Consider the following 14334-nt stretch of genomic DNA (forward strand, 5'->3'; position numbering starts at 1 on the left):
GTCAGCCCGCGATGCGCCGTTGCGCCTCGTCGAGCCGGGCCGCGATGGTTCCGTCGATCACTTCGTCGCCGATGTCCACCCGGACGCCGCCGACGACCTTGGGGTCGACGATCACGTTCAGCTGGATCTGTCGACCGTACTGCCGGCCGAGCGCCTCGGCGAGCCGCTGGCGTTCGCCTTCGGTCAGGTCGACCGCCACCCGCACGGTGGCGATGCTGGCGTTGCGCCGAGCCGCGGCCGCGACCTGGTAGGCCCGCATCGAAGTCGCGAAGTGCCGGCCGCGGCCGTCCACTGCCCGCTCGGCGAGCCGCACGGTGACGGAATCCGCCTTGCCCTGCAGCAGGCCGTGGATCAGCTCCTGCCGGGCCGCGACCGGGATGTTGCGGTCACTCAGCTTGTCGCTGAGAGCCCGCTCGGCCGAGATCACCCGGTCGAGGCGGAACAGCTCGTCCTCCACCTCGTCCAGCTTGCGCTGCGAGTCGGCGTAGGCGATGTCAGCCTGGACGCTCAGCTCGTCGAGCGCGTTGCCGAGGTCACGGCTGCTGACCCAGCGGCCGCTCACCGCGGCGGTCAGGACCTCCAGCGCCTGGGCGGAGATCTTGCCACCGAACAACTGCTGAACCAGCCCCGTACGGGCCGGCACCGGACGAGCCGGGTCGGTCAGGGCCCGCCGGAGCGAACCGTTCCCGTCCAGCAGCTTGGCGATCGAGAACAACTCGGTGCCGAGGCCCTCGGTGACGGTGACACCCGCCAGGGCCTCCTGGGCCCGGGCGAGTGACTCCTTCGATCCGCCGCGCATCAGCCGTCCGTTCCCACAGCCTGGCGGGCGGACTCCGACGACTCCAGGTCCGCCAGGAAGCGCTCGACGGTGCGACGCTGACGCGCCTCTTCCTCGAGCGACTCACCGACGATCCGGCTGGCCAGCGTGGTCGCCATGGTGCCGACCTCACGACGCAGCGAGGCGACGGCCTGGGCCCGCTCGGCGTCGATCTGGGTGCGGGCGTGGGTCACGATGCGGTCAGCCTCGGTGCTCGCCTGCTCGCGCATCTCCGCGATGATGAGCGCACCCTGCTCGCGCGCGTCCTCGCGGATCTTCGCCGCCTCCTGCCGGGCCTCGCCAAGTTGCGCGTTGTACTTGTCCAGCGCCGCCTTCGCTTCGGCCTGGGCCTGCTTGGCCGCGTTCATTCCGCCTTCGATCGCCTGCGTCCGGTCGGCGTAAGCCTTCTCGAACCTGGGGACGACCAGCTTGGCGAAGGCGATGGCCAGCAGGATCAGGAAGACGAAGCCGAAGATGATCTCCGCGGTGTGCGGCATCAGCGGGCTCGGGCCCTCGGCCTCGGTCAGCGGCAGAACTAACGTCAACATGTCTGGATCCTGTCAGTCGAAAGGGGGGCGATCAGGTGCGGAAGACGAAGGCGAGGGCGATACCGATGATCGCCAGCACCTCGGTCACGCCGAAGCCAATCCATGCGATCGACTGCAGCTTGCTCTGCGCCTCGGGCTGACGCGCGGTGCCGCTGATGACGGCCGCGAAGATCAGACCGACACCGACGCCCGGGCCGATCGCGGCGAGGCCGTAACCGAGGACGGCGATGTTGCCGGAGAGCTCGAGAGCGTTCATTGCAGTGTGTTCCTTTCGGTACGGATAGGGACTATCCGGGTTTCCGTTGGTACGGGGTCAGTGGTGGTGCGGATCAGTGTTCGTCGGCGAGCGCGCCGCCGATGTACTGCGCGGACAGCACGACGAAGATGTAGGCCTGGATGCACTGGACGAACAACTCCAGTCCGGCGATCGCGAGGCCCATCAGCAAGGTGATGACGCCGACGCCGCTGAGCGCGATGCTGCCGGCGTGCAGCAGCAGGTACTCACCGCCGAGGACGAACACCAGCAGCAGGATGTGGCCGGCGAACATGTTCGCGAACAGCCGCAGGCTCAGCGAGATCGGCCGGACCACGATGTTCGAGATGAACTCGATCGGGATCATCAGCGGCAGCAGCCAGAGCGGCACACCGGCCGGCATGGTCTGCAACTTGAGGTAGCCGAGGAGGCCGTGCTTGCGGATGCCGACCCCGTTGTAGATGACCCAGCTCAGGATGGCCGCCGAGTACGCCCAGCCGATGTGGCTGAAGGTCGGGAACTGGACCAGCGGGATCGTCGCGGCCACGTTGTTCAGCAGGATGAAGAAGAACAGGCCGCACAGGTACGGCACGAACTTCATGTAGTCCTGGCTGCCGATCGCGTCGCGGGCGATCGAGTTCCGGACGAAGTTGTACCCGAGCTCGCCGGCGAACTGCAGCTTGCTCGGCACGATCGCGGACTTACGGGACGCCCCGTAGAAGAACCAGACGATCAGGACCACCGACAGGCCGGCCACCAGGACCGGCTTGGTGAACCAATCGACGCCCGGGATGATGGGCGGCAGCTGGAAGTCCTCTGGACCGGGTGGGTTGAACTCGGTCGAAACGCCGGCGATCACCGGGTCTCCTCTCGCGTCGTGCTCAAGTCGTTCGCCATAGGGCTAAGGGCAGGGCGGCTCAGGGCAAGGCGGTCAACTACGTCAGACCCGGTAGGGCTCAGGACTGCCCGTACCGGAAGTGCAACAGCAAGATGGTGAGGCCGGCACCGAGGACGATGCCCACCGGAAGCAAGAACTGGGTGCCCAGCCAGCGGTCCAGACCGAACCCGATTCCCCCGTAGATGAGGATTCCGCCGATCAAGTAGGACAGGACCCGCCAGCCATCGCCGGAAGTGTTCGGCGTCGGCTTCGGATCCTCTTGCTGGCTCATTGGCACCCGAACGGTAGCAGTCGGCGACAGGCCGGGTCATATCGGCCTGAGCGGGGTGTTCAGTGCGGTTCGCCACACCCTTGATCACGACTGGGAAACGGCTATCCGAGGCGTCACGGACGGTGATCATCTGTTCACCTCGTGGTCGAGGTCGTAGATCGGAATGCGCAGTCGCGACCAGGCCCAGATCTCGCCGGCCATCCAGCCCATCACGACCACCATCGCGCTGATTCCCAGCGCGGTCAGGTTGACGTTCTCGGCCAGGCTGTCGGAGCTCAGGGCCAGGGCGAGGAGGCCGCCGAAGATCGCGATCCGGCCGGTGTAGGAAGCCATCGCGACCGCGAGTTGCACGGTCGGGCTGGTCCGGCGGGACACGTGCAGCGCCAGCAGTCCGGCGCCGGAGAAGATGATCACCATCAGCAGACCCAGCACCGCACCCCACAGGCCCTCGATGCCGGCGGCCACGGTCGCCACGGCCACGGCGTTCACGCCGACGACCACGGCGGCGACGAGTGCGCCGCGCAACATCGCCAGCGCCGGGTGCCGAGTGGCCTGGCCGGCTTCGTTCTGGCTGACTACTTGGGGAGCCATCCGGTCGTTCCGTCCTGCTGGCGACCGGGATTGTTGCCCTCGGTCGTCGGGTGGGCGGGGTCAGGGGTGAAGCTGTACTTCGCTGGTGCTTGTGAAAACTAGCACAAAGTCTTCGCAGTCAGCAAAACCAGCACCCTGCCGCTGTACACGAACACCCTATCGGTAGCCCACGTCACTCACTGGTCTGGTCCCCCTCCAGCTCCCGCAGGCATCGCCAGTACGCCCGGAAGGACCTCGGTACCCGGATCGTCCAGGAGCTCACCCCACCGCGCAGCTCAGACCTTGGCGAGGGGTTTCGCGGTGCGGCGCGGCAGGCCGGTGGTGAGGAAGATGGCGGTGATCGTGACGGCCAGCACGAGGAGGGCCGTCCACCAGTACAAGACCAGACCGAGGACCACCACTCCGAAGGCGATCAACGCGGTCCACAGGTACATCAGGAGCACCGCGCGCCGGTGCGAGTGGCCGCGCTGCATCAACCGGTGGTGCAGGTGGAGCTTGTCCGCCGCGAACGGCGACCTGCCCGCCTTGGTACGCCGTACGTACGCCATCGTCAGGTCCAGCGCGGGGATGGCGAGCACGGCGATCGGCAGGATCAGCGGGAGCAGGGCGGGCAGCAGGCTCGAGCCGCCGACCTCGTACGGGACCGCGTTCGGGTCCATCTGGCCGGTCAGGCTGATCGTCGACGCGGCCAGCATCAACCCGATCAGCAAGGCGCCGGAATCCCCCATGAACACCCTGGCGGGGAAGAAGTTGTGTGGCAGGAATCCCAGACACGCACCGGCCAGGGCGACCGTGATCAGCGTCGAGGTGGTCGCGCGGTCGAGGTTCTGCTCGACGTTCAGCAGGTACGAGTAGGTGAAGAACGCGCCCGCGCCGATCGCGGTGACGCCGGCGGCGAGACCGTCCAGGCCGTCGACGAAGTTCACCGCGTTGGTCGAGACGAGCAGGATGCCGGCGGTGAGGACGGCGAGCTGCGCGGGCGGCGGCGAGAAGATGCCGCCGGGCAGCGGCAGCCAGTACAGCTGGATGCCTTGCACGACCATCACGCCGACCGCGAGCACCTGGCCGGCGAGCTTGGTGATCGCGTCGAGCTCGTACAGGTCGTCGACGACGCCGACGGCGCAGATCACCACGCCGCCGATCAGGATCGCCCGGGCGTCGTGGGCGACCTGCAGGCTGTCGCCGAGGAAGGGCAGGCTGGAGGCGACCGCGAAACCGGCGATCAGGCCGCCGAGGATCGAGACGCCGCCGAAGTACGGGATCGGGATCTTGTGCACGTCGCGGGCGCGGACCTTCGCGACGGCGCCGTACCGCAGCGCGATCTGCCGGGCCACGCCGGTCAGCAGGAAGGTCGTGGCCATCGCCACGAACAGGACCAGCAGGTACTCGCGCACTAGTCCGCAGGCCTCACATCAGTCTTCGTTTCGTCCACCGTCTTCTCGTCCACAGGCTTCACATCGGCCGGCTTCCCATCGTCCGCCGGCTTCCCATCGTCCGCCGGCTTCCCATCGTCCGCCGGCTTCCCATCGTCCGCCGGCTTCCCATCGTCCGCCGGCTTCTCGTCGGCGGGCTTCTCGTCGGCCGGCTCGTCGGCCACCGGCTTGTCCTCGGCGGGCTTCTCGTCCGCCGGCTTCTCGTCGGTGGGGAGGTCGGCTGCCGGGGTGTCGTCGGCGGGCTTGGCGTCCGTCGTCTGCTGCTTGGACGCCTCGGGCTGCGGTTCGGTTGGCTCGTCCTCGGTGTCGGGCTTCTCGTCCGGCTCGAGGTCGGTGGTCGCCTCGGGGACGATCTCGCGGATCTGCGCCATCGACAGGGCGCCGATGCGGACGACGTGCGGCACGTCGCCGGTCAGGTCGACGATCGTGGACGGCTCGCCGCCGGTAACGGCTCCCCCGTCGAGGAAGACCGCGACCGAGTCGAGCAACTGCGCCTCGGCGTCGTACACGTCCAGCGCAGCCGGCCGGCCGCTCAGGTTGGCCGAGCTGACCGCCAGCGGTCCCGTGCGGGACAGCAGTTCACGGGTGTTCTCGTGGTCCGGCACCCGCAGCGCGACGGTCCCCTGGGTGTCCCCCAGGTCCCACATCAGTGACGTCTGCGCGTGGCAGATCACCGTCAGCGGCCCGGGCCAGAACGCCTCGCACAGCTTCCGGCCCGCTTCCGGCACGTCGGTGGCGAGCGCGTCCAGCGACTCGACCACCGAGATCAGTACGGGCGGGGGCATGTCCCGGCCGCGGCCCTTCGCGTCCAGCAGCCGCTGCACCGCGTCGGCCTTGAAGGCGTCGGCGGCGATCCCGTACACAGTGTCCGTCGGCAGGACCACCAGATCGCCGGCCTCGATGGCGTCCACGGCCGCGCGGTAGGCCGGTGCCAACTCGTCACCGGTGAAGTCAAAGCGCTCGCTCACGCAGTGCATCGTGCCACCCGCGGGGCTCCGCACTCCAGCCGGGCCGTCCACAGGCCCACAGAACAGACTCCTGACAAATGATTGTCAGCTTCCGCACCGCCCGGCCGGAGTGCTGCATAAGATCCCGGCCATGACTTTGTCGCGGGAGTTCCTGACCGGTTTACCGAAGGCCGAACTGCATGTCCACCACGTCGGATCGGCGTCGCCGCGGATCGTGGCCGAACTGGCCGCGCGGCACCCCGACTCCCCCGTGCCGGCCGACGCGGCCGCGCTGGCGGAGTACTTCACCTTCACCGACTTCGCGAAGTTCATCGACGTCTACCTGACCGTGGTCGACCTGGTCAGCACCCCGGACGACGTGCGGCTGCTGACCTACGAGATCGCCCGGGAGATGGCCGCGCAGAACATCCGCTACTCCGAGCTCACGGTGACGCCGTACACGTCGGTCCAGCGGGGGATCGCGCCCGAGGCGTTCTGCGAGGCGATCGAGGACGCCCGGACCGCCGCGGAGAAGGAACTCGGCGTGACGTTGCGCTGGATCTTCGACATCCCCGGCGAGAGCGGGATCCCCGCCGCGATCGAGACCACCCGGATCGCGACCGAGATCCGTCCCGACGGCCTGGTCGCCTTCGGACTCGGCGGCCCGGAGATCGGCGTACCGCGGCCGCAGTTCGCGCCGTACTTCGATGCCGCACGGGCCGTCGGTCTGCACAGCGTGCCGCACGCGGGTGAGACCACCGGGCCCGAGACGATCTGGGACGCGGTGCGGGCGCTGAAGGCGGAGCGCATCGGCCACGGCACCTCCGCGATGCAGGACCCGGCGCTGGTCGACTACCTGGGCGAGCACCGGATCCCGCTGGAGGTCAGCCCGACGTCGAACCTCGCCACCCGCGCCGTCGCGTCGTACGAGGAGCACCCGCTGCGGGCGATGGTCGAGGCGGGACTGGTCGTCACCATCAACTCCGACGACCCGCCGATGTTCGGGACCGACCTGGTCAACGAGTACGCCGTCGCCGCCGAACTGCTGGACCTCGACGAAGCCGGCGTGGCCGAGCTCGCCCGGACAGCCGTGCGGGTGTCCTTCGCCGAGGACTCGGTGAAGACCGCGCTCCTCGCCGAGATCGACGACTACCTCACCAAGGCCTGACGGCACAGCCCGTCGGCGGCGGAGGACCATCGACAAGCCGCCGCCCGGCCTGGCTGCGATCGACCAGGCCGGGCTCGCTTGGCTGGACGCGGCGGATCGGAGTGGGTGGGGTGACACGCTCCGCTGTGGCTGAGTCGGCGCAACGTGGTTCCCTAGTCCGGTGGTCGTTCCGCGCAAGGCTCCAGTCGCCACCGCAGCCGTGTTGATGCTGCTGGCAGCGCTGAGCAGTTGCAGCGACGTGCCGGCGCCCACAGCCCCGGCTCCAGCCGCCCAGCCCACGCCGACGCCGAAGCCGTCCACCACCCCTACTCCGGCAGCGGCCGCTGACGGCGAACTCCCCCGCGGCGGCGGGCAGATCTTCCCGAAGTACCAACTGGTCGGGTACGTCGGGATGCCGGGTTCACCAGCGCTCGGTCCGCTGGACAGCAACCTGGAAGCCAAGGCCGCCAGGCTCGAGAAGCTCTCGAAGTCCTACGCCGCCGGCCGAACCCCGCAGCCGGTGATGGAACTCATCGCCGTGGTCGCGAACGACCACCCCGGCAAGGACGGCAAGTACCGCACCCGCATCTCCGACGCCGACATCCAGAACTACCTGACAGTCGCCCGCAAACACCGCATGCTGCTGCTCCTCGACGTCCAGCCCGGCCGCGCCAAGATCATGGACGAGGTGAAACGCCTCGAACGCTGGCTCGACGAACCCGACGTAGGCCTCGCCTTCGACCCCGAATGGGCGGTAGGCCCCACCCAGGTCCCCGGCCGCGTCTTCGGCCACACCACCGGCACCGAACTGAACACGATCGCCGCCTACCTCTCCACTTTGGTCACGAAGAACAAGCTCCCCGAGAAGGTCTTCGTCTTCCACCAGTTGAGCGTCCGCATCCTCACGAACGAACGCGCCCTCAAACCCCACCCCGGCGTAGTCACCATCAAGTCCGTCGACGGCATCGGCCACCGAACCGACAAAGAAACCACCTGGCGCAAACTGACCCCCACCCTCCCCCCAGGCACCCACGCCGGCTTCAAACTCTTCTACCAAGAAGACACCCGCCACGGCCCCCTGATGACCCCCACCCAAGTCCTCTCCCTAAAACCCCGCCCCGAATACGTCCTCTACGAGTAACCCGGCCGGAGCAAACGGCCACCTGCACATGCGCGCCAGCGAAGGCTTTCGCTGGCAGGCTGTTCGCCGACTGGCGGCTAGCAAGGCGCCAGCCGGCAAACAACTCGTCAGCGGGCAGCCGAAGCCGCACCTTGTGCACCGCGTGAGCGCCCAGGGCTTCCGCAGTACAGGAACCACACTGGGGGCTGGGTACGAGAGGGAGCTCGCACGACAGGATCGAGGGTAGGCGGGATGGTGTACCGCGTACCTGGGTGACTGGCCGGGGGTCAGACTCGGCGGCCGGTGGTGAAGCGGTGGCGGCCGGCCAGGTCTAGCTGGTCCCGGACCTCAGTGAAAAGCCCCGTAGAGGTGAAGACCGCCGGCGCCGATTCACCCTGGACATCGGCGTGCTCACACCCGAACCACCCACCAGGCTTCAGCAAACGCCCCGCAGTAGCTGCCACGACCTTGATCTCATCCAGCCCGTCATCACCCGACCACAAGGCCAACGCCGGGTCATGATCCCGCACCTCGGCGGTGACCGATTCCCAAGCAGTCAAAGGGATGTACGGCGGATTCGAGATCACCGCGTCAACCTTCCCATTCAACTCCGGCAGACACCCATCGATATCCCCCTCATGCAATGTCGCCCCCGTCCCCGCCAAATTCCGACGAGCCCAGACACATGCCTCCGGCGACAACTCAACCGCATGCACCGTGCTATCCGGCCGCTCAGTAGCAACCGCACCGGCAATAGCCCCAGACCCACTGCAAAGATCCACCACCAGCGGCGCCTCAACCCCAACCAGCCGATCGAGAATCCACCCCACAAGCACCTCAGTCTCAGGTCGCGGCACGAACACCCCAGGCCCGACAGCAAGCTCCCGATACCGAAAGGCCGCAGTACCAGTCAGATGCTGCAAAGGCTCCCGTTGAGCCCGCCGCCCCACCAGTACTGCGTACTGCGCCTCCTGCTCGGCCGTCGGCTCGACAAGCCCAAGCTGAAGCCGGCTGCTCCCCGTCACATGCGCAAGCAGCTCAGCCGCGTCGTAGTCGGGTGATGCCACTCCAGCCTCGGCCAACCGAGCCGTGGCCTCCGCCAGCAAGGTACGAGTACTCACTGCGAGTCGACAGCCTCGAGACGCGCCGCCAGATCAGCCTCGGTCAGCGCCTGGATCACCGGCGCCAGGTCCCCACCAAGAACCTGGTCCAGGTTGTGCGCCTTGTAGCCGACCCGGTGGTCCGAGAACCGGTTCTCCGGGAAGTTGTAGGTGCGAACCCGCTCCGACCGGTCCACCGTCCGGATCTGCAGCCGGCGCGCGTCGGATGCCTCCTGGTCGGCGGCCTCCTGGGCAGCGGCGAGCAGCCGGGAGCGCAGTACGCGCATGGCCTGCTCGCGGTTCTGCAGCTGAGACTTCTCGTTCTGCATCGAGACGACGATCCCAGTCGGGAGATGCGTGATCCGCACCGCCGAGTCGGTGGTGTTGACGCTCTGCCCGCCCGGCCCGGACGACCGGAACACGTCGATGCGCAGATCGTTCGGGTCGATCTCGACGTCGACGTCCTCCGCCTCCGGCAGCACCAGCACGCCGGCCGCCGAGGTGTGGATCCGCCCCTGCGACTCGGTCACCGGCACCCGCTGCACCCGGTGTACGCCGCCTTCGAACTTCAGCTTCGCGTACGGCGCCTCGCCCGGATCTGGAGTCCCCTTGGCCTTCACGGCGACGGTGATCGACTTGTAGCCACCGAGATCCGACTCCGCCGAATCCAGTACCTCGGTCTTCCAGTTCTGCGACTCGGCGTACTTCAGGTACATCTTCAGCAGGTCACCCGCGAACAGCGCGGACTCGTCCCCACCCTCGCCGGCCTTGATCTCGAGGATCGCGTCCTTGTCGTCGCTCGGGTCGCGCGGCACCAGCAGCACCTGCAGCTTCTCGGCCAGTTCCTCGCGCCGGTGCTCGAGCTTGGTGGCCTCCTCGGCGAAGGACGGGTCCTCGTGCGCGAGCTCGCGGGCCGCCTCGATGTCGTCGGCGGTCTGCAGCCACTCGTCATAGGTCCGGACCACCGGCGCCAGCGCGGCGTACCGCTTGCCGACCTTGCGCGCGTTGCCCTGGTCGGAATGCAGCTCCGGATCCGCCATCCGACGTTCCAGCTCGGCGTACTCCGCCTTCAGCGTCTGCACCGCCTCGAACATGCTCCGCACCCTCTCTCTGACCTTGCGACTCGTGAACCAGCGAACCCGGACAACGCAACGGCGCCGGTCCCCGAACCCGTGAGGGATCGTGGACCGGCGCCGGAAAGTCGCTACTTCTTTGCGTACCGCTTCTCGAACCGGGCAACCCGGCCACCGGTGTCAAGGATCTTCTGCTTGCCGGTGTAGAACGGGTGGCACTGGGAGCAGACGTCGGCGTGGATCACGCCGTTCTCCGCGGTCGAGTGCGTCTCGAACGTCGCGCCACAGGTGCAGGTCACCTTGGTCGCCACGTAGTTCGGGTGGATGTCGCTCTTCATGGATCTCCTCGAGTCAAGGCGGCCCGGGTCGCCCGCACGTCACGAGCGTGAACCGGAACCAACACACGATTCTGCCATGCGGTACCACAGACTGACGAATCCGGGGGTACGGCGCGGGCTGTGGTTGGCGCACGTAGGCACGGTTGCTGTGGATCAACCCTCGCGGGGCGGCTGACCGGTCGCGCGCATCTGCGGGTGGGTGCCGGCTGATACTTCAGCCCGGGAAGCACCACTCGTCACCCCGTGGCGGACGCACACCTGGCTCGCCGTAATGTCCCGCGCCACGGCCTGTTGCTAACCGCCTCCCCGGCCACCGCCTCCGCCGTACCCGGAAAAGCAACGGTCCGCCTGGAAATCCAGGCGGACCGTTCTACTGCAAGAACCTGCCTCAGTTGCCGTCGTCGGTGTTTCGGCCGCTGCCGGCGCTGGGGGTGGTTTTGTTGACCTGGAGGAGGAACTCGATGTTCGACTTGCTCTCCTTGAGCTTGCCGATCAGGAGTTCCAGGGCGGCCTGGCCGTCGAGGGCGGAGAGCACCCGGCGGAGCTTCCAGACCACCTGGGTCTCGTCCTTGCTCATCAGGAGTTCCTCGCGGCGGGTACCGGAGGCGACCACGTCGATGGCCGGGAAGATCCGGCGGTCGGCGAACTCGCGGCGGAGCCTCAGCTCCATGTTGCCGGTGCCCTTGAACTCCTCGAAGATGACCTCGTCCATCTTGGAGCCGGTCTCGATCAGCGCGGTGGCGAGGATGGTCAGCGAGCCACCGTCCTCGATGTTGCGGGCCGCGCCGAAGAACCGCTTCGGCGGGTACAGCGCCGAGGAGTCGACACCACCGGACAGGATCCGGCCGCTGGCCGGTGCCGCGATGTTGTACGCCCGGCCCAGGCGGGTGATCGAGTCGAGCAGCACGACCACGTCGTGACCCAGCTCGACCAGGCGCTTGGCCCGCTCGATCGCCAGCTCCGCGACCGTGGTGTGGTCGTCGGCCGGCCGGTCGAAGGTGGAGGCGATGACCTCACCCTTGACCGTGCGCTGCATGTCGGTGACCTCTTCGGGCCGCTCGTCCACCAGCACGACCATCAGGTGTACTTCGGGGTTGTTCGTGGTGATCGCGTTCGCCAGCGCCTGCAGCACCATCGTCTTACCGGCCTTCGGCGGCGACACGATCAGGCCACGCTGGCCCTTGCCGATCGGGCTGACGATGTCGACGATCCGGGTGGTGAGGATGTTCGGCTCGGTCTCGAGGCGGAGCCGCTCGGTCGCGTAGAGCGGCGTCAGCTTGTTGAAGTCCTGACGCTGCTTGGCGACCTCGGGGTCCGACCCGTTGACGGTGTCGATCCGGACGAGCGGGTTGAACTTCTCCTTGCGCTCGCCGTCCGACGGCTGCTTCACCGCGCCGGTGATCGCGTCACCCTTGCGCAGGCCGTAGCGCTTCACCATCGACAGCGCGACGTACACGTCGTTCGGGCCCGGCAGGTAGCCGCTGGTCCGGACGAAGGCGTAGTTGTCGAGCACGTCGAGGATGCCCGCGGCCGGGACCAGGACGTCGTCCTCGCTGATCGTCGGCTCCGGCTCGAAGCGCTCGGTGCGACCGCGGTTGCGGCCACTGTCACGCCCGGTGTCGCGACCACCCGTGTCGCGGCCACCCCGGTCACGATCGCGGCCCCGGCGGCGACGACGACGGCCCTCGCCCTCCTCGCCACGGTCGCTCTGCCGGTCGCGGTTGTCGCCACGGTTGTCCCGGCCACCGTCGTTGCGCTGGTCGGCCCGGCCGTCGTTGCGGTTCTGGCCGTCGCGGCCGTCGCGGATCTGACCACCGTCGGCGCGGTCGCCACGCTGGTTGTCCCGCTGACCATCGCGGTTCTGAGCACCATCGCGGCTCTGAGCACCATCGCGGCTCTGGGCGCCGTCACGGTTCTGGCCCTCACGGCCGTCCCGGTTCTGAGCGCCGTCACGGTTGTCGCGGTTCTCGGTGCGCTGGTTGTCGCGGCCACGGTTGCGGTCGCGGCTCCCGTCGGCGCGGCTCTCGTCGGACCGGTCGGCGCGGCTCTCGGCATCACGCTCGGTGCTCTGCTCGGAGGGCTGCTCGGCTGCCTTCTCCGGGACCTGGACGGTCTCGGCCGGAATAGAGCCGTTCTGCGCCGCGGGCGCTTCGGCGGCCGGAGTGGTGGCGCCGTTCTGCTCGGCCGCCCCGGTCTGTACGGCGGCAGCGCGGGTCCGGCGGCTGCCGGTGCGCTGCGGGGTCTCCTGAGCGGGAGCCTCGGCGCTCGGAGAGCGCACCTCAGGCTCCGCGGCCGCCTCGTCGAGGGTCGGCTGGCTCGAACGCGAGCGCGAACCGCCCGTCGAGCCGCCGCCCGTCTGGGCAGCCTTGATCGCCTCGATCAGCTGGCCCTTGCGCAGAGCGCCGGTGCCCTTGATGCCGAGCGTCCCGGCGAGCTGCTTGAGCTCGGGGAGCAGCATGCCCTCGAGGCCGCCTCCGGTCTTGCGGCGACGCGTCACGGCGGTAGCCGTCGCGTCGGTGCCCGGGGCCGACGATGCGTCGGCTCCGTTGGAGGCTTCAACAGTTTCTGTCACGTGAGGTCCTTCCCACACGGATGGACGATGTCCAGAAGGCTCATCGCCCGGAATCATCTCCCGCGACCGACGAAACGGCGACGCGGGCATAAAGTGGCGGCTCTCGCTGAATCTGGGTTCCCCCGGAAATCTCCGGCGCAGGCGGCGCAAGTCCTTCACTGGGAGACGCCACGTACACCTGGGTGCCGGGAGCAAAGCCCGATTGCGGCGAGAGTTCGCCGATCACCTGGAGGGGATCGGGTGAGTCGAGACTAGCACCACTGAGGGTCCTTCTGGTGACTCGGTCGGTATAACGCGTGTCCGGAACCGATAATTCCTGGCTCACCCCATCTGCGCCTCAGACCGCTCCGGACCAGACCTGTACGCCGACTGGATCAATGCCCAGGTCGTACCGCGACCAGCCGTCGGGGGGCTCCGGCGCGGACGCCGCAGAGGTCCCACCTGGGCCGCCCAGCACGAGCACCGTCGGACCGGCGCCGCTGATGACCGCCGGCAGGCCACTCCCCCGCAACTTCTGGACGAGGGCGAGACTCTCCGGCATGGCCGGCTCCCGGTATTCCTGGTGCAGCCGATCCTCGGTCGCCGTCATCAGCAGATCGGGCCGATTCGTCAACGCAGCCACGAGCAACGCCGACTTCCCGGCGTTGGCCGCCGCGTCACCATGCGGTACTACGTGGGGCAGCAGCCCGCGCGCCGCCTTCGTCAGAACTCGCGTCTGCGGCACGTATGCCACGGCCGACAATCCTTCGACCGGCTCCAACCGCACAGCCCGCCCGGCATCCCCCTCGGTCCACGCGATGGTGAAACCACCGAGTGCACTGGCCGCCACATTGTCCGGGTGTCCCTCGAGCTGATGGGCGAGCGACACCACCTGGTCGCGGTCGAGCGGCGTACCGGTCAGTCCGTAGGCGGCGGCCAGGCCTCCGACGATCGCGGCCGAGGAGGATCCCAGGCCGCGGCCGTGCGGAATGCGGTTCTCGCAGCGCAAGGTGAACCCCGGCACCGCAGCGCCGAGCGACACCAGCCCGGCGCGGATGGCGCGGACCACCAGGTGCGACTCGTCCAGCGCCACCTCACCCTCCCCCGGCCCGACAACCTCCACGGTGACGCCGGAACCACCCGGGGTCACCGTCAGTTCGTCGTACAGGGTCAGGGCGAGGCCGAAGGCGTCGAAGCCGGGGCCGAGATTCGCGCTGGTCGCCGGGACGCGGACCCGGACGGTCATT

At 68.4% G+C, this 14334-nt stretch carries 15 protein-coding genes; 2 read left to right on the forward strand and 13 right to left on the reverse strand.

Translation table 11 applies throughout. The features are described 5' to 3' along the window. Position 1 precedes the first annotated feature (1 nt). The 8 genes from EV648_RS38815 to EV648_RS44975 form a co-directional block, all read right to left on the reverse strand. Positions 2 to 799 (reverse strand): F0F1 ATP synthase subunit delta, encoded by a 798-nt coding sequence (locus tag EV648_RS38815; RefSeq protein WP_132300868.1) that lies wholly within the window; start codon positions 797 to 799, stop codon positions 2 to 4. Then, a complete protein-coding gene (locus EV648_RS38820) occupies positions 799 to 1365 on the reverse strand; it encodes a F0F1 ATP synthase subunit B (RefSeq protein ID WP_132300870.1) in 567 nt (188 codons plus the stop codon). Before EV648_RS38820 ends, EV648_RS38815 begins: the two co-directional genes overlap by 1 nt. Before the next feature lie 31 nt (positions 1366 to 1396). Then, the gene (atpE, locus tag EV648_RS38825) at positions 1397 to 1621 is read right to left on the reverse strand and encodes an ATP synthase F0 subunit C (protein WP_132190977.1); all 225 of its coding nucleotides are present in this window, start codon (positions 1619 to 1621) and stop codon (positions 1397 to 1399) included. Positions 1622 to 1694: 73 nt separating this feature from the next. Further along, positions 1695 to 2477: a F0F1 ATP synthase subunit A gene (gene atpB / locus EV648_RS38830; RefSeq protein ID WP_132300872.1), complete on the reverse strand. Its 783-nt coding sequence runs from the start codon at positions 2475 to 2477 to the stop codon at positions 1695 to 1697. A 97-nt stretch (positions 2478 to 2574) separates the two neighbouring features. After that, on the reverse strand, positions 2575 to 2787 hold the full coding sequence (locus tag EV648_RS38835; RefSeq protein WP_132190979.1) for a hypothetical protein: 213 nt from the start codon (positions 2785 to 2787) through the stop codon (positions 2575 to 2577). Positions 2788 to 2913: 126 nt separating this feature from the next. After that, positions 2914 to 3378 (reverse strand): hypothetical protein, encoded by a 465-nt coding sequence (locus tag EV648_RS38840; protein WP_132300874.1) that lies wholly within the window; start codon positions 3376 to 3378, stop codon positions 2914 to 2916. A gap of 275 nt (positions 3379 to 3653) precedes the next feature. Beyond that, the gene (locus EV648_RS38845; protein ID WP_132190981.1) at positions 3654 to 4772 is read right to left on the reverse strand and encodes a glycosyltransferase family 4 protein; all 1119 of its coding nucleotides are present in this window, start codon (positions 4770 to 4772) and stop codon (positions 3654 to 3656) included. Further along, positions 4772 to 5788, reverse strand: a complete 1017-nt coding sequence (locus tag EV648_RS44975; RefSeq protein ID WP_132300964.1) for an L-threonylcarbamoyladenylate synthase — start codon at positions 5786 to 5788, stop codon at positions 4772 to 4774. Before EV648_RS44975 ends, EV648_RS38845 begins: the two co-directional genes overlap by 1 nt. Before the next feature lie 121 nt (positions 5789 to 5909). On the opposite strand from EV648_RS44975, the gene EV648_RS38855 reads away from it, so the two are divergent. Together EV648_RS38855 and EV648_RS38860 are read left to right on the forward strand one after the other, a co-directional pair. After that, a complete protein-coding gene (locus EV648_RS38855; RefSeq protein ID WP_132300876.1) occupies positions 5910 to 6926 on the forward strand; it encodes an adenosine deaminase in 1017 nt (338 codons plus the stop codon). Positions 6927 to 7086: 160 nt separating this feature from the next. Beyond that, positions 7087 to 8046: a hypothetical protein gene (locus tag EV648_RS38860; protein ID WP_241996045.1), complete on the forward strand. Its 960-nt coding sequence runs from the start codon at positions 7087 to 7089 to the stop codon at positions 8044 to 8046. A 266-nt stretch (positions 8047 to 8312) separates the two neighbouring features. Here the strand turns inward: EV648_RS38860 and prmC are convergent, their stop codons facing one another. The 5 genes from prmC to thrB form a co-directional block, all read right to left on the reverse strand. Next, a complete protein-coding gene (gene prmC / locus EV648_RS38865) occupies positions 8313 to 9146 on the reverse strand; it encodes a peptide chain release factor N(5)-glutamine methyltransferase (protein WP_132300878.1) in 834 nt (277 codons plus the stop codon). Then, positions 9143 to 10219, reverse strand: coding sequence for a peptide chain release factor 1 (prfA, locus tag EV648_RS38870; RefSeq protein WP_132300880.1), 1077 nt, complete (start codon positions 10217 to 10219; stop codon positions 9143 to 9145). The genes prmC and prfA overlap by 4 nt, the downstream gene beginning before the upstream one ends. Before the next feature lie 110 nt (positions 10220 to 10329). After that, on the reverse strand, positions 10330 to 10536 hold the full coding sequence (gene rpmE, locus EV648_RS38875; protein WP_132190984.1) for a 50S ribosomal protein L31: 207 nt from the start codon (positions 10534 to 10536) through the stop codon (positions 10330 to 10332). A 388-nt stretch (positions 10537 to 10924) separates the two neighbouring features. Continuing rightward, positions 10925 to 13108, reverse strand: coding sequence for a transcription termination factor Rho (gene rho / locus EV648_RS38880; protein WP_199235067.1), 2184 nt, complete (start codon positions 13106 to 13108; stop codon positions 10925 to 10927). A 337-nt stretch (positions 13109 to 13445) separates the two neighbouring features. Continuing rightward, a complete protein-coding gene (thrB, locus tag EV648_RS38885) occupies positions 13446 to 14333 on the reverse strand; it encodes a homoserine kinase (RefSeq protein WP_132300884.1) in 888 nt (295 codons plus the stop codon). Between the last annotated feature and the right edge of the window lies 1 nt (position 14334).

This window comes from Kribbella sp. VKM Ac-2568 (assembly GCF_004345365.1).
Lineage (GTDB): Bacteria > Actinomycetota > Actinomycetes > Propionibacteriales > Kribbellaceae > Kribbella > Kribbella orskensis.

Bases quoted from the DNA above. Each gene is read 5' to 3' on its own strand.
- EV648_RS38835 (WP_132190979.1), bottom strand. From the start codon at position 2,787: ATGAGCCAGCAAGAGGATCCGAAGCCGACGCCGAACACTTCCGGCGAT.
- EV648_RS44975 (WP_132300964.1), bottom strand. From the start codon at position 5,788: ATGCACTGCGTGAGCGAGCGCTTTGACTTCACCGGTGACGAGTTGGCA.
- thrB (WP_132300884.1), bottom strand. From the start codon at position 14,333: ATGACCGTCCGGGTCCGCGTCCCGGCGACCAGCGCGAATCTCGGCCCC.
- EV648_RS38855 (WP_132300876.1), top strand. From the start codon at position 5,910: ATGACTTTGTCGCGGGAGTTCCTGACCGGTTTACCGAAGGCCGAACTG.
- EV648_RS38820 (WP_132300870.1), bottom strand. From the start codon at position 1,365: ATGTTGACGTTAGTTCTGCCGCTGACCGAGGCCGAGGGCCCGAGCCCG.
- atpE (WP_132190977.1), bottom strand. From the start codon at position 1,621: ATGAACGCTCTCGAGCTCTCCGGCAACATCGCCGTCCTCGGTTACGGC.
- rpmE (WP_132190984.1), bottom strand. From the start codon at position 10,536: ATGAAGAGCGACATCCACCCGAACTACGTGGCGACCAAGGTGACCTGC.
- EV648_RS38840 (WP_132300874.1), bottom strand. From the start codon at position 3,378: ATGGCTCCCCAAGTAGTCAGCCAGAACGAAGCCGGCCAGGCCACTCGG.
- prfA (WP_132300880.1), bottom strand. From the start codon at position 10,219: ATGTTCGAGGCGGTGCAGACGCTGAAGGCGGAGTACGCCGAGCTGGAA.
- EV648_RS38815 (WP_132300868.1), bottom strand. From the start codon at position 799: ATGCGCGGCGGATCGAAGGAGTCACTCGCCCGGGCCCAGGAGGCCCTG.